The sequence below is a fragment of the Achromobacter sp. DMS1 genome, from assembly GCF_001270295.1.
Genome location: NZ_LHSJ01000080.1, coordinates 1 through 14,928 on the forward strand (window position 1 = coordinate 1; position 14,928 = coordinate 14,928).

7 protein-coding genes, 1 tRNA gene and 4 pseudogenes are annotated in these 14,928 nt (G+C 64.3%); 1 reads left to right on the forward strand and 11 read right to left on the reverse strand.

Annotation, left to right across the window (positions count from 1 at the left end; translation table 11 throughout):
* On the reverse strand, window positions 1–876 hold an 876-nt coding region (locus AD428_RS11405), incomplete at its 3' end, for a serine/threonine protein kinase (protein WP_152968057.1).
* A gap of 160 nt (window positions 877–1,036) precedes the next feature.
* On the opposite strand from AD428_RS11405, the gene AD428_RS11410 reads away from it, so the two are divergent.
* Entirely contained in the window at window positions 1,037–1,432 is a 396-nt protein-coding gene (locus tag AD428_RS11410) for a TssQ family T6SS-associated lipoprotein (protein WP_053245242.1), read from the forward strand.
* A gap of 120 nt (window positions 1,433–1,552) precedes the next feature.
* On the opposite strand, the pseudogene rpoC reads toward AD428_RS11410, so the two are convergent.
* From rpoC to tuf, 10 genes and pseudogenes are all read right to left on the reverse strand, one after another.
* Window positions 1,553–5,802: pseudogene (rpoC, locus tag AD428_RS11415) on the reverse strand (DNA-directed RNA polymerase subunit beta').
* On the reverse strand, window positions 5,802–9,914 hold the full coding sequence (gene rpoB / locus AD428_RS11420) for a DNA-directed RNA polymerase subunit beta (RefSeq protein ID WP_053245243.1): 4,113 nt from the start codon (window positions 9,912–9,914) through the stop codon (window positions 5,802–5,804). The pseudogene rpoC and the gene rpoB overlap by 1 nt, the downstream one beginning before the upstream one ends.
* A 163-nt stretch (window positions 9,915–10,077) precedes the next feature.
* Entirely contained in the window at window positions 10,078–10,458 is a 381-nt protein-coding gene (gene rplL, locus AD428_RS11425; RefSeq protein ID WP_053245244.1) for a 50S ribosomal protein L7/L12, read from the reverse strand.
* Between the two features lie 79 nt (window positions 10,459–10,537).
* Complete coding sequence (gene rplJ / locus AD428_RS11430) at window positions 10,538–11,062, reverse strand: 50S ribosomal protein L10 (RefSeq protein WP_053245245.1); 525 nt, start codon at window positions 11,060–11,062, stop codon at window positions 10,538–10,540.
* Between the two features lie 284 nt (window positions 11,063–11,346).
* Window positions 11,347–12,041, reverse strand: a pseudogene (gene rplA, locus AD428_RS11435) (50S ribosomal protein L1).
* Window positions 12,042–12,043: 2 nt separating this feature from the next.
* Window positions 12,044–12,476: pseudogene (gene rplK, locus AD428_RS11440) on the reverse strand (50S ribosomal protein L11).
* Window positions 12,477–12,540: 64 nt separating this feature from the next.
* Window positions 12,541–13,073: pseudogene (nusG, locus tag AD428_RS11445) on the reverse strand (transcription termination/antitermination protein NusG).
* Window positions 13,074–13,082: 9 nt separating this feature from the next.
* On the reverse strand, window positions 13,083–13,463 hold the full coding sequence (secE, locus tag AD428_RS11450) for a preprotein translocase subunit SecE (protein ID WP_053245248.1): 381 nt from the start codon (window positions 13,461–13,463) through the stop codon (window positions 13,083–13,085).
* Window positions 13,464–13,526: 63 nt separating this feature from the next.
* A tRNA-Trp gene (locus tag AD428_RS11455) sits at window positions 13,527–13,602 on the reverse strand.
* 134 nt (window positions 13,603–13,736) lie between these two features.
* On the reverse strand, window positions 13,737–14,927 hold the full coding sequence (gene tuf / locus AD428_RS11460; protein WP_053244268.1) for an elongation factor Tu: 1,191 nt from the start codon (window positions 14,925–14,927) through the stop codon (window positions 13,737–13,739).
* Between the last annotated feature and the right edge of the window lies 1 nt (window position 14,928).

Here is a 14,928-nt window from a genome sequence, read left to right on the forward strand (position 1 = left end):
GACAGGCTCCGGCGCGGACGCCGGCGGTGTCTCGGCCGTGCCGGAGGCCGTGGACAGCCCCGCGGATGGCGGCACGACTTCCGAGCTGCGGATGACGGAATGGGAGGTTCCCAAATTGAACTGGAACCAGGCATACAAGGCCGCGCCCCCCAGCGCCACCGCCAGCAGCAGCGCCAGCAAGGGGAGCCGCGATCCGCGACGCGCACCGCGCACGGCTTCCGCCGGCGCGGCGCAAGCCGCGACGGCGGTTCCCGCCGCCTCGTCGTTCGCGGCGGGCGCCGCCTCCTCCAGCTGCGCGGAAATACCGAGCAGGTGTGCAAGCTGCTCCAGCGTCTGCGGACGGTCTTCGGGATGCATGGCGAGCCCGGCATCGATGACGGCCAGGAACTCCTGGCTGTATTTGGGCGGGCCCACGACGGCCAGGGGCTCATAGGGATCGACGGCGCGCCGCTCCGGGGCGGGCGCCGGCCGCGCGCCGGTCACCAGCGAGTGCATGACGGCACAAAGCGCATAGATGTCGGTCCAGGGGCCGCGCGGCCATTCGGCGGAGTCGGTGGTGTACAGCTCGAAGGGGGCAAAGCCGGACGCCGGCACGGCGTTCGAGCGCTGGGAAAGCGGATCCTCGACCTCCGGCATCAGGTGCGCGTGCGCGTTCTCGTCCATGCCGACCATGTCCAGGCTGACTCCTCCGCAGATTTCGGCCTGCGCATGCAGCGCGGCGAGCGAGGGAATCAGATCGGAGACGATCCGCTTGATGCGGGACTCCGGCACCCCTCCCGCCGAGGTGGCGGCGATGGCGCTCAAGGGACGCAACGCAAGCGGCGCGGCGCCGGAAAACGGACCGCGGGGCGTCAGCAGACCGGCGGATGAAGGCATGATAGGTGCTGCGCGCAGGCGCAAGAAATACAGATAGGAATTTTAATAGGGCGAATATTATCCAATCCGTCCGGCCAGGGCATTGCGGAAAATGTCCGAGCGCATCAGGCTGTGGCACGATTGGACTCGGCCGAAACAATCTTTATTTTTCAGGAAGCCCATGAAACTCCGCACCCTGAACACCGCGCTGGGCATCTCGGTACTCCTTTCCGGCTGCGCCGCCCTCTCCCCGCTCACCGCCGAGCCGCCTCCCACGGCAGAAGCCGTGGCGGAACTGCAACAGGTCCGCGACGACTACGCGGCCGGCCGCTACGGCGCGGTGATCCGCGGCGTGGCCACTTCCGATGCGCTGGCCACCGCGCCCAAGGCCGTGCGCATCGAAGCCTACAAACTGCAGGCGTTCAGCTATTGCGTCACCCGCTACGCCCAGCTCTGCCAGGACAGCTTTGCCCGCATCCTGCAACTGGACCCCGGCTTTCAACTCGCCCCCAACGAGGCCGGCCATCCCATTTGGGGGCCGGTATTCCGGCGCGCCAGGGCCCGGGCCGCGGAATAGGCGCCGCTCTCGGAAAAAACAAAGGCCGCTGGCATAAGCCAGCGGCCTTTTTGCTGCGGCCGGCGCCTGCCAGGAAGACAGGGCGCCGACGGTGGCGGGACGAACCCGGCAAGGACCCGCTTATTCGGCGGTATCCTCGCTTCCGGCGTCGGAAGCCGGAGCCTCCGGCTCGGTGTCCGAACCCACCGTGACCGGCGAGTCTTCGAACGGGTTGGCCATCTGGCGGGCGGCTTCGCGTTCCGCGGCCTCCAGCGCTTCCTTGTCCTTGCGGGCCAGGTGGTACGCCAGGCCGGTGCCCGCCGGGATCAGGCGGCCGACGATGACGTTTTCCTTCAGGCCGCGCAGGTCGTCGCGCTTGCCCATGATGGCGGCCTCGGTCAGGACCCGGGTGGTTTCCTGGAACGACGCGGCCGAGATGAACGAGTCGGTCGACAGCGATGCCTTGGTAATGCCCAGCAGCACGTTGTCGTAGGTGGCCGGACGCTTGCCTTCGGCAACGACGCGGTCGTTCTCGTTGAGCAGCTCGGAGCGCTCGACCTGCTCGCCCGGGATGAAGTCGGTATCGCCGGCATCGACGATATTCACGCGGCGCAGCATCTGGCGAACGATCACCTCGATGTGCTTGTCGTTGATCTTCACACCCTGCAGGCGGTACACGTCCTGGACTTCGTCCACGATGTAGGTCGCCAGTTTTTCGATGCCCTGCAGGCGCAGGATGTCGTGCGGGTCGGCCGGGCCGTCCACGATCATTTCACCCTTGTTCACCACCTGGCCGTCGTGCACCAGCACCTGTTTTTCCTTCGGAATCAGGAACTCGTGGCTGACGCCTTCCAGGTCGGTGATGACCAGGCGCTGCTTGCCCTTGGTGTCCTTGCCGAACGAAACCGTGCCGGTGACGTCGGCGAGCATGCCGGCATCCTTGGGCGAACGCGCTTCGAACAGCTCGGCCACGCGCGGCAGACCGCCGGTAATGTCGCGGGTCTTCTGCGATTCCTGCGGAATGCGCGCCAGCACCTCGCCCACGGCGACCTGCTGGCCGTCGCGCACGGTGATGAGCGCGCCGACCGGGAACGAGATGTTCACCGAGTGATCGGTGCCGGCGATCTTGACGTCTTCGCCGTTCTCGTTGACCAGCTTGATCTGCGGACGCATGACGGTTTTGCCGCTGCGCGTCTTGGGCGTGATGACGACCAGCGTCGACAGGCCGGTAACTTCGTCCACCTGCTTGGCGACGGTAACGCCTTCCTCGATGTTCTCGAAGCGCACGGCGCCGCCGTACTCCGAAACGATCGGACGGGTCAGCGGATCCCAGGTCGCCAGGCGGGTGCCGGCCTTGACGGCTTCGCCGTCGCCCACCAGCACGGTGCGCCGTAGGGGATCTTATGGCGTTCGCGCTCGCGGCCGTTGTCATCGAAGATGGCCAGTTCGCCCGAACGCGAGATCGCCACACGCTCGCCCTTGGCGTTGGTGACGTAGCGCATGGTGCTGGCGAAGCCCACGGTGCCGCTGGACTTCGTTTCGACCGCGCTGGCCAGGGCCGAACGCGAGGCCGCGCCGCCGATGTGGAACGTACGCATCGTAAGCTGCGTGCCCGGTTCGCCGATGGACTGGGCGGCGATGACGCCGACCGCCTCGCCCTGGTTGACCGGCGTGCCGCGGCCGAGGTCGCGGCCGTAGCAGTGCGCGCACAGGCCATGGCGCGTTTCGCAGGTCAGCGGCGTGCGGACCTTGACTTCGTCCACGCCCAGGCGGTCGATCATGTCGACCATGTCTTCGTCCAGCAGGGTGCCGGCGGTGATGGCCGTTTCCTGCGTGTCGGGATTGACGATGTCCACGGCAGCCACGCGGCCCAGAATGCGGTCGCGCAGCGGCTCGATGACTTCGCCGCCCTCGACCAGCGCCTTCATGGCGTAGCCCTGGGACGTGCCGCAATCTTCCTCGGTGATGACCAGGTCCTGCGTGACGTCCACCAGGCGGCGGGTCAGGTAGCCCGAGTTCGCGGTCTTCAGCGCCGTGTCGGCCAGGCCCTTGCGCGCGCCGTGCGTCGAAATGAAGTACTGCAGTACGTTCAGGCCTTCGCGGAAGTTCGCGGTAATGGGCGTTTCGATAATGGAGCCATCCGGCTTGGCCATCAGGCCGCGCATGCCGGCGAGCTGGCGGATCTGGGCGGCCGAACCGCGCGCGCCCGAGTCGGCCATCATGTAGATGGAGTTGAACGACTCCTGGCGCACTTCCTCGCCGTGACGGTTGATCACGGGCTCGGTGGCGAGCTGTTCCATCATCGCCTTGCCGACCTTGTCGCCGGCCTTGCCCCAGATGTCCACCACGTTGTTGTAGCGCTCTTGCGAGGTCACCAGGCCCGACGAGTACTGCTTGTCGATTTCCTTCACTTCGCGGCTGGCCTCGGCCAGGATCGCTTCCTTGGCCTTCGGGATCAGCATGTCTTCCATGGCGATGGAAATGCCGCCGCGCGTGGCCAGGCGGAAACCCGACTGCATCAGCTTGTCGGCGAAGATCACCGTATCGCGCAGGCCGCAGCGGCGGAACGACTGGTTGATCAGGCGCGAGATTTCCTTCTTCTTGAGCGCCTTGTTCAGCACCGAGAAGGGCAGGCCCTTGGGCAGGATCTCCGACAGCAGCGCACGGCCGACCGTCGTCTCGTGACGGCGGATCACGGGCTGCCATTCGTTGTTCTCGTCGCGCTCGTATTCGGTCAGGCGCACGGTGATGCGGCTCTGCAACTCGACTTCGCCGTTGTCATAGGCGCGCTGCACCTCGGCCACGTCGGTGAAGAAGATGCCTTCGCCCTTGCCGTTGATGCGCTCGCGGGTCGTGTAGTACAGACCCAGCACGATATCCTGCGACGGCACGATGGACGGTTCGCCGTTGGCCGGGAACAGGACGTTGTTCGAGGCCAGCATCAGCGTGCGCGCCTCGAGCTGGGCTTCCAGCGACAGCGGCACGTGCACGGCCATCTGGTCGCCGTCGAAGTCGGCATTGAACGCCGCGCAGACCAGCGGATGGAGCTGGATGGCCTTGCCTTCGATCAGCACGGGCTCGAAGGCCTGGATGCCCAGGCGGTGCAGCGTGGGCGCACGGTTCAGCATGACCGGGTGCTCGCGGATCACCTCTTCGAGGATGTCCCACACCACCGGCTCCTGGCTTTCCACGAGCTTCTTGGCGGCCTTGATGGTCGTGGCCAGGCCCATCATCTCCAGGCGGTTGAAGATGAACGGCTTGAACAGTTCCAGGGCCATCAGCTTGGGCAGGCCGCACTGGTGCAGCTTGAGCTGCGGGCCCACCACGATGACCGAACGGCCCGAGTAGTCGACGCGCTTGCCCAGCAGGTTCTGGCGGAAACGGCCGCTCTTGCCCTTGATCATGTCGGCCAGCGACTTGAGCTGGCGCTTGTTGGCGCCCGTCATGGCCTTGCCGCGGCGGCCGTTGTCCAGCAGCGAGTCGACGGCTTCCTGCAGCATGCGCTTTTCGTTGCGCAGAATGATTTCCGGCGCCTTGAGCTCGAGCAGGCGCTTGAGGCGGTTGTTGCGGTTGATGACGCGGCGATACAGGTCGTTCAGGTCGGAGGTCGCGAAGCGGCCGCCGTCCAGCGGCACCAGCGGACGCAGGTCCGGCGGCAGCACGGGCAGCACTTCCATGACCATCCACTCGGGCTTGATGCCCGACTTCTGGAAGCCTTCCAGCACCTTCAGGCGCTTGGAGATCTTCTTGATCTTGGCTTCGGAGCTGGTGGCCTTCAGCTCGCCGCGCAGCGTTTCCACTTCGCGGTCGATGTCGATGGTGCGCAGCAGTTCGCGCACGGCTTCGGCGCCCATGAGCGCGCGGAAGTCGTCGCCGTACTCTTCGGTCTTGGCGAGGAAGTCATCATCGGACATGATCTGGCCGCGCTTGAGCGGCGTCATGCCGGGCTCGATCACGCACCAGGCTTCGAAGTAGAGCACGCGCTCGATGTCGCGCAGCGTCATGTCGAGCACCATGCCCAGGCGCGACGGCAGGCTCTTCAGGAACCAGATGTGCGCAACCGGGCTGGCCAGCTCGATGTGGCCCATGCGTTCGCGGCGGACCTTGGCGACGGTGACTTCGACGCCGCACTTTTCGCAGATCACGCCGCGGTGCTTCAGGCGCTTGTACTTGCCGCAAAGGCACTCGTAGTCCTTGATGGGGCCGAAGATCTTGGAGCAGAACAGACCATCGCGTTCCGGCTTGAACGTGCGGTAGTTGATGGTCTCGGGCTTGCGCACTTCGCCGTAAGACCACGAACGGATCTTCTCGGGCGACGCGATGCCGATCTTGATGGCATCGAATTGCTCGTCTTGCGAGACTTGCTTAAAGAGGTCGAGTAGCGCTTTCATTAGTTACGCTCCAAATCCATGTCCAGGGCCAACGAGCGGATTTCCTTGACCAGCACGTTGAACGATTCCGGCATGCCGGCGTCGATGACGTGGTCGCCCTTGACGATGTTTTCGTATACCTTGGTGCGGCCGGTGATGTCGTCGGACTTCACCGTCAGCATTTCCTGCAGGGTGTAGGCGGCGCCGTAGGCTTCCAGCGCCCACACTTCCATTTCCCCGAACCGCTGGCCGCCGAACTGCGCCTTGCCGCCCAGCGGCTGCTGGGTGACGAGCGAGTACGGGCCGGTCGAACGGGCGTGCATCTTGTCGTCGACCAGGTGGTGCAGCTTCAGGTAGTGCATGTAGCCCACGGTGACCGGGCGCTCGAATTTCTCGCCGGTGCGGCCGTCATAGAGCCAGGCCTGGGTGCGCGACGGCGTGAGCTGCATGCGCTCGGCCACCTCGTCGGGATAGGCCAGTTCCAGCATCTTGCCGATTTCCTCTTCCGTCGCGCCGTCGAAGACGGGCGTGGCGAACGGCACGCCGTTCTTGAGGTTCTGCGCCATCTCGATGACTTCGTCGTCGGTCAGCTCGTCGATGCGCGCGCCGGTGCCGGTCGTGTTGTAGACCTTCTCCAGGTAGGCGCGCACGTTCTTGACCTGCGCCGTGCGCTCGTCGCGCAGCATGTCGGCGATGCGCTGGCCCACGCCCTTGGCGGCCCAGCCCAGGTGCACTTCGAGCACCTGGCCGACGTTCATGCGCGAAGGCACGCCCAGCGGGTTCAGCACGATGTCGGCAGGCGTGCCGTCGGCCATGTGGGGCATGTCCTCGACGGGGGTGATGCGCGAAACCACGCCCTTGTTGCCGTGACGGCCGGCCATCTTGTCGCCGGGCTGCAGGCGGCGCTTGACGGCCAGGTACACCTTGATCATCTTCAGCACGCCCGGCGGCAGTTCGTCGCCCTGCGTGAGCTTCTTGCGCTTTTCCTCGAAGGCCAGGTCGAACTGGTGGCGCTTCTGCTCAAGCGACTCCTTGGCCTGTTCCAGCACCACGGCGTGGGCTTCGTCGGCCAGGCGGATGTCGAACCACTGCCAGCGGTCCAGGTCGGCCAGGTAGGCCTTGGTGATGGTGGCGCCCTTGGCGAGCTTGCGCGGGCCGCCGTTGACGGTCTTGCCGACCAGCATCTTCTCGATACGGTCGAACTGGTCGTTCTCGACGATGCGTAGCTGGTCGTTCAGGTCCTGGCGGTAGCGGCGCAGTTCGTCGTCGATGATGGACTGGGCGCGCTTGTCGCGCACGATGCCTTCGCGCGTGAACACCTGCACGTCGATGACGGTGCCGGTCATGCCCGAGGGCACGCGCAGCGAGGTGTCCTTCACGTCGGACGCCTTCTCGCCGAAGATGGCGCGCAGCAGCTTCTCTTCCGGCGTGAGCTGGGTCTCGCCCTTGGGCGTGACCTTGCCCACCAGCACGTCGTCGGCGCTGACTTCGGCGCCGATGTAGCAGATGCCCGAGTCATCCAGGCGGTTGAGCTGGGCTTCGGCCAGGTTGCTGATGTCGCGGGTGATTTCCTCGGGTCCGAGCTTGGTGTCGCGCGCGACGACCGTCAGTTCCTCGATGTGGATCGAGGTGTAGCGGTCATCGGCCACGACCTTCTCGGAGATCAGGATCGAGTCCTCGAAGTTGTAGCCGTTCCAGGGCATGAACGCGATCAGCATGTTCTGGCCCAGGGCGAGTTCGCCCAGGTCCGTCGATGCGCCGTCGGCCAGCACGTCGCCCTTGGCGACCTTGTCGCCGCGCTTGACGATGGGACGCTGGTTGATGTTCGTGTTCTGGTTGGAGCGGGTGTACTTGATGAGGTTGTAGATGTCCACGCCCACTTCGCCGGCGACGTTTTCGTCGTCGTTGACGCGGATCACCACGCGCTCGGCGTCGACGTGGTCGACCACGCCGCCGCGCAGCGCCTGCACGGTGGTGCCGGAGTCGACCGCCACGGTGCGCTCGATGCCGGTGCCCACCAGGGGCTTCTCGGGGCGCAGGCAGGGCACGGCCTGGCGCTGCATGTTGGCGCCCATCAGCGCGCGGTTGGCGTCGTCGTGCTCCAGGAACGGAATCAGCGAGGCCGCGACCGACACGATCTGCGACGGCGCCACGTCCATGTAGTGCACGTTGGCCGGCGCCGTGAGCATGGTTTCACCCGCTTCGCGGCAGGCCACCAGGTCGTCCTTGAAGCGGCCTTCCTCGTCCAGCGCCGCGTTCGCCTGGGCGATCACGTAGTGGCTTTCCTCGATGGCCGACAGGTAGTCGATCTGGTCGCTCACCTTGCCGTCGATGACCTTGCGATAGGGCGTTTCCAGGAAGCCGTACTCGTTCAGGCGGGCGTACAGCGCCATGGAGTTGATCAGGCCGATGTTCGGGCCTTCCGGCGTTTCGATCGGGCAGACGCGGCCATAGTGCGTGGGGTGCACGTCGCGCACTTCGAAGCCGGCGCGCTCGCGGGTCAGGCCGCCCGGGCCCAGCGCGGAAACACGACGCTTGTGCGTGATTTCCGACAGCGGGTTGGTCTGGTCCATGAACTGCGACAGTTGGCTCGAGCCGAAGAACTCCTTGATGGCGGCCGAGATCGGCTTGGAGTTGATCAGGTCGTGCGGCATCAGGTTTTCGGTTTCGGCCTGGCCCAGGCGTTCCTTGACGGCACGCTCGACGCGCACCAGGCCGGCGCGGAACTGGTTTTCGGCCAGTTCGCCCACGCAACGCACGCGGCGGTTGCCCAGGTGGTCGATGTCGTCGATCTGGCCACGGCCGTTGCGCAGCTCCACCAGCACCTTGATGGTGTCGAGGATGTCCTCGTTGGTCAGCGTCATGGGGCCGGACGTGTCTTCGCCCCGGCCCAGACGGCTGTTGACCTTCATGCGGCCCACGCGCGACAGATCGTAGGTTTCCTCGCTGTAGAACAGGCGCTGGAACAGGGCCTCGACCGCTTCCTCGGTGGGCGGCTCGCCCGGACGCATCATGCGGTAGATGGCGATGCGGGCAGCGTTCTGGTCGGCGGTTTCGTCGGTGCGCAGCGTCTGCGAAATGTAGGGGCCGCGGTCCAGGTCGTTCGTGTAGAGCGTCTGGATCTCGCGCACGTTGGCCGCGCGCAGCGCCGACAGCACGCTTTCGGTGATCTCGTCGTTGGCGTTGGCAATGACCTCGCCCGTGTCGGGATCGACGATGTTCTTGGCCAGCACGCGGCCATAGAGGAATTCCTCGGGCACGGAAACGCGCTGGATGCCGCCGTTGGCGAGATCGCGCAGATGCTTGGCGTTGATGCGCTTGTCCTTCTCGACGATCACCTTGCCGGAACGGTCGGTGATGTCGAAGCGGGCCATTTCGCCCTTCCAGCGCTCAGGCACGAACTCCATCATCGCGCCTTCGCTCTTCAGTTCGAAGTTGTCGAAGTCGAAGAAGTTGGCCAGAATGGTTTCGGGCGTCATGCCGATCGCCTTGCACAGGATCGTGACCGGCATCTTGCGGCGGCGGTCGACGCGGAAGAACAGGATGTCCTTCGGGTCGAACTCGAAATCGAGCCAGGAGCCGCGATAGGGAATCACCCGGGCGGAGAAAAGCAGCTTGCCGGAGCTGTGGGTCTTGCCGCGGTCGTGCTCGAAGAACACGCCGGGCGAGCGGTGCAGCTGCGACACGATGACGCGTTCCGTGCCGTTGATGACGAAGGAGCCGGTGCTGGTCATGAGCGGAATCTCGCCCATGTACACTTCCTGCTCCTTCACTTCCTTGATGGTGGGCTTGCTGACTTCGCGGTCGAGCAGCACCAGGCGGACCTTGGCGCGCAGCGGCGACGCGTAGGTCAGGCCACGTTGCTGACATTCCTTGACATCGAACACCGGTTCGCCGAGCGAATAGCTCACGAACTCGAGGCGCGCCATTCCGTTGTGGCTAACAATCGGGAAAATCGACGTAAACGCCGCCTGCAAGCCGTCGGCAACGCGTTCGGACGGGGCGGTATCCGCCTGCAGGAAAGTTAGGTAGGATTGAAGCTGAGTCGCCAGCAGGAAGGGAACGTTCTGAACGTCTTCACGCTTGGCGAAGCTTTTGCGGATGCGCTTTTTTTCGGTGTACGAGTAAGGCATGAGCACTCCGACTCGAGGTTGCATGGGCCGTCAACCACGGCCCCAGGTGATACGACTCCAGGAAACCCCACTGAAAAGCTCGGGCCGTCAGTAGGGGTTTCCTGGAAACGCAAAAGCCCGGGGACGGCAAACTGCGCTGTCCCCGGGCAGTTGACGCAAGGTCTTACTTGACTTCGACCTTGGCGCCAGCTTCTTCCAGCTTCTTCTTGGCGGCTTCGGCGTCAGCCTTGGCGATGCCTTCCTTGACGGGCTTCGGAGCGCCGTCCACCAGGTCCTTGGCTTCCTTCAGGCCCAGGCCCGTCAGTTCGCGCACGGCCTTGATGACGCTCACCTTGTTGGCGCCGGCTTCGGCCAGCACGACGGTGAACTCGGTCTGCTCTTCAGCGGCGGCGGCGGCGCCACCGGCAGCGGGAGCAGCCACGGCCACGGCGGCGGCGGCAGCCGACACGCCGAACTTCTCTTCCATTTCCTTGATCAGCTCGGACAGCTCGAGCACGGTCATGCCAGCGATGGCGTCAAGGATTTCAGCTTTGCTAAGTGCCATTTTCTAAGAACTCCAATAATTGGGTAATGCCAGGGTTTGGGTGTCGCTCGGTCGTTCAGCGAAGTCCGGGGGCGAGGCCTCAGGCCGCCGCCTTCTGGTCGCGGACCGCAGCCAGGCCACGGGCGAACTTGGTCGGAACTTCGTTGAGCGTACGCACGAATTGCGCGATGGGGGCTTGCATGGTGCCCAGCAGCTTCGAGAGCAACTCTTCGCGCGAAGGCATGGTGGCCAGGGCCTTCACGCCGTCTTGGTTCAACAGGTTGTTGGGCAGAGCGCCCGCCTTGATGACCAGCTTGTCGTTGCTTTTCGCGAAACCTGCGAGGACCTTGGCCGCGGCGACCGGATCAGCGCTGATACCGTAGATCAGCGGACCGGTGAGTTGCTCGGCGATCGGCTCGAAAGCCGTGCCGGCAACCGCACGACGGGCCAGCGTGTTCTTCAGAACACGCAGGTACACGCCCGATTCACGCGCAGTTTTGCGCAGTACGGTGACAGAGGCGACGTCCAGACCACGGTACTCGGCGATAACGATCGACTGGGCCTTGGCGACTTCCGCCGAGACTTCCTCGATCACCACCGCTTTCTCTTGACGATTGAGACTCACGGTTTGAACACTCCATCAAAAGACGCTTGGGGCGTAAGCCTTGCGCGTCAACCGAATGCGGCGCCTGGGTTGAGTTCTTCAAATAAAAAGAAATCTTCCGTGGGACGCCGTCTACGCTGGATCCGAACTGGGAAAGCTTCGGGATTAAGCGGGACAGCAGAGGTACGGCTTCGATGCTTCCGAAGGGGCGGACCCCTTTGCTACCCTGCTCCAGCGGTCTTTGACAGCAGCATCCGGAAGAGCCCGGATGCAGCCCAAAGTACGTTTTTCGCTGTGCCGCCCTATCAGGCCGACAGCGAGGCGATTTCCACGCGCGCGCCGCCGCCCATCGTGGACGAAACGGCCAGCTTGCGCAGGTAGATGCCCTTGGCAGCGGCGGGACGAGCCTTTTGCAGGGCGTCGACCAGGGCGGCCAGGTTGGTTTGCAGCTGTTCCACGCCGAACGACGCGCGGCCGATGGTGGCGTGGATGATGCCGGCCTTGTCGGTGCGGTATTGCACCTGACCGGCCTTGGCGTTCTTGACGGCGGTGGCCACGTCCGGGGTCACGGTGCCGACCTTGGGGTTCGGCATCAGGCCGCGGGGGCCCAGCACCTGGCCCAGGGCGCCCACGACGCGCATGGTGTCGGGCGAGGCGATGACCACGTCGAAGTCCATCTGGCCGGCCTTGATGCGCTCGGCCAGGTCGTCCAGGCCACGATGTCGGCGCCGGCGGCCTTGGCGGCCTCGGCCTTGTCGCCCTGGGCGAACACGGCCACGCGGACGGTCTTGCCGGTGCCGGCGGGCAGCACCACGGAGCCGCGGACCAGCTGGTCGGACTTCTTGGGATCGATGCCGAGCTGCACGGCCACGTCGATGGATTCATCGAACTTGGCGACAGCGGTTTCCTTGACCAGGGCCAGGGCTTCGGCCACGGGGTACAGCTTGGTGCGATCGATCTTCTGGGCGATCGCGGCGGCGCGCTTGGACAGTTTTGCCATGATTAGATCCCCTCAACCGTGATGCCCATGCTGCGGGCGCTGCCAGCGATGGTGCGGACGGCGGCTTCCATGTCGGAAGCGGTCAGGTCCGGACTCTTGGTCTTGGCGATTTCCTCGGCCTGGGCGCGCGTCAGCGTGCCGACCTTGTCGGTGTGCGGCTTGGACGAGCCCTTCTGGACGCCGGCGGCCTTCTTGATGAGGACCGTCGCGGGCGGGGTCTTCATGATGAAGGTGAAGCTCTTGTCCGCGAAGGCGGTGATCACCACGGGGATCGGCAGACCCGGCTCCATGCCTTGGGTCTTGGCGTTGAACGCCTTGCAGAATTCCATGATGTTCAGGCCACGCTGACCCAGGGCCGGGCCAATCGGGGGGGGAGGGGTTGGCCTTACCAGCCGGCACTTGCAGCTTGATAAAGCCGACGATCTTCTTCGCCATGCTTATGCTCCTTGCGGGTGATATCGCTACGCGTCAAGAGTTGCGCAGCTCCCCGGGGTTGAAATCAGGTCTTTTCGACCTGGCTGAAATCGAGCTCCACGGGCGTGGCGCGACCGAAAATGGTCACGGACACACGCACCTTGCTCTTTTCGTAGTTGACTTCCTCGACATTGCCGTTGAAGTCAGCAAACGGACCTTCCTTGACCCGCACCATCTCGCCCACCTCGAAGAGATCTTGGGACGGGGCTTCTCGACACCCTCTTCCATCTGGGAGAGGATCTTCTCGACTTCCTTCTCGGAAATCGGGGTCGGGCGGTTGCCCGAGCCACCCAGAAAGCCGGTGACTCGGTTGGTGTTCTTGACCAAGTGCCACGTTTCGTCGGTCAGGTCCATCTCGACGAGGACGTAACCGGGGAAAATGCGACGCTCGGTGATGGACTTCTGGCCGCCCTTGACCTCGACGACTTCCTCGGAGGGCACGAGAATGCGACCAAAAGACGTCTGCAGGCCCGCGCGCTCGATGCGCTCGTTCAGGGCTTTCTGCACGCTTTTTTCCATGCCGGAGTACACATGGACGACATACCAACGCTTACTCATTCGCCGCCCTTATTTCCAGCCCAGCAGCAGGCCGTAGAGAATCCATTCGATGCCCTTGTCGAGCACCCACATGAAAATGCCCATGATCGCCACGAACGCGAAAACGATGCCCGTCATCTGGGTCGTTTCCTTGCGGGTGGGCCACGAGACACGCTTGACTTCGTTGTACGACTCGCTGGCAAAGCTCAGGGTGCGGCGACCGGGTTCGCTGAACCACGCGATCGCGGCTGCAATGACGAGGCTGCCGACGAACACCCCGATACGGGCAGGCATCGGCTGCGCGCTCAGCACAGAAAACCCGACGATGCCAGCAACAACGACAAGAACCGCCAGCCAGAGCTTGATCCGGTCAGCGGTGCTGGTGACATTTTCTACGCTGGTATTAGACATATTGCGACGCGAGCCGCCGTGTATGCGTAACTCGCGATGATCTCCCGCGGGTTTTCCTGGCGGTGGCAGGGGCAGTAGGAATCGAACCTACAACCTTCGGTTTTGGAGACCGACGCTCTGCCAATTGAGCTATGCCCCTAAAACACTACAGACTTGCACTCGCTGCTGGCCTATGTGCGAAACCTTGCGGAACCATACATAGTACTACTTTTCCAGCAAGAATGGATAGAGGGGCCGAAGCTCCTCTACCCATCGGGTATTGCTTGTTACAACTTAGGCGATGATCTTGGCGACCACGCCGGCGCCGACGGTACGGCCGCCTTCACGGATGGCGAAGCGCAGACCTTCTTCCATGGCGATCGGCGACAGCAGCTTGACCGTCATCGTCACGTTGTCGCCCGGCAGCACCATCTCCTTGTCCTTGGGCAGATCGATCGTGCCCGTCACGTCCGTCGTGCGGAAGTAGAACTGCGGACGGTAGCCGTTGAAGAACGGCGTGTGGCGCCCACCCTCTTCCTTGGACAGAATGTACACCTCCGAGGTGAACTCCGTGTGCGGCGTGATCGAACCCGGCTTGGCCAGCACCTGGCCGCGCTCGACGTCTTCACGCTTGGTGCCGCGCAGCAGAATGCCCACGTTGTCGCCCGCCTGGCCTTGGTCCAGCAGCTTGCGGAACATTTCCACGCCCGTGCACGTCGTCTTCACCGTCGGCTTGATGCCCACGATTTCGATTTCTTCGCCAACCTTGATCACGCCGCGCTCGATACGGCCAGTCACCACCGTGCCGCGACCCGAGATCGAGAACACGTCTTCGACCGGCATCAGGAACGTGCCGTCAACCGCGCGCTCCGGCGTCGGAATGTACGTGTCCAGCGCCTGCGCCAGCGACAGGATCGCCTGCTCGCCCAGCTCGCCCTTGTCGCCTTCCAGCGCCAGCTTGGCCGAACCCTTGATGATCGGCGTGTCGTCGCCCGGGAAGTCGTACTTCGACAGCAGCTCGCGAACTTCCATTTCCACCAGCTCCAGCAGCTCGGCGTCATCGACCATGTCCGCCTTGTTCAGGAACACGATGATGTACGGCACGCCCACCTGGCGGCTCAGCAGAATGTGCTCGCGCGTCTGCGGCATCGGACCGTCGGCGGCCGACACCACCAGGATCGCGCCGTCCATCTGCGCCGCGCCCGTGATCATGTTCTTCACGTAGTCGGCGTGGCCCGGGCAGTCAACGTGCGCGTAGTGGCGCGTTTCCGTTTCGTATTCCACGTGCGCCGTGTTGATCGTGATGCCGCGCGCCTTCTCTTCAGGAGCCGCATCGATCTGGTCGTAGCCCTTGGCTTCGCCGCCGAACTTGCTCGACAGCACCGTCGTGATGGCCGCCGTCAACGTCGTTTTGCCGTGGTCAACGTGACCAATCGTACCCACGTTCACGTGCGGCTTGGTACGTTCAAACTTGCCTTTTGCCATG

What these genes read in the sequence shown, in the direction of transcription:
- secE (WP_053245248.1), bottom strand. Translation starts at nt 13,463, where the DNA reads ATGTCTAATACCAGCGTAGAAAATGTCACCAGCACCGCTGACCGGATC.
- tuf (WP_053244268.1), bottom strand. Translation starts at nt 14,927, where the DNA reads ATGGCAAAAGGCAAGTTTGAACGTACCAAGCCGCACGTGAACGTGGGT.
- rplL (WP_053245244.1), bottom strand. Translation starts at nt 10,458, where the DNA reads ATGGCACTTAGCAAAGCTGAAATCCTTGACGCCATCGCTGGCATGACC.
- AD428_RS11410 (WP_053245242.1), top strand. Translation starts at nt 1,037, where the DNA reads ATGAAACTCCGCACCCTGAACACCGCGCTGGGCATCTCGGTACTCCTT.
- rpoB (WP_053245243.1), bottom strand. Translation starts at nt 9,914, where the DNA reads ATGCCTTACTCGTACACCGAAAAAAAGCGCATCCGCAAAAGCTTCGCC.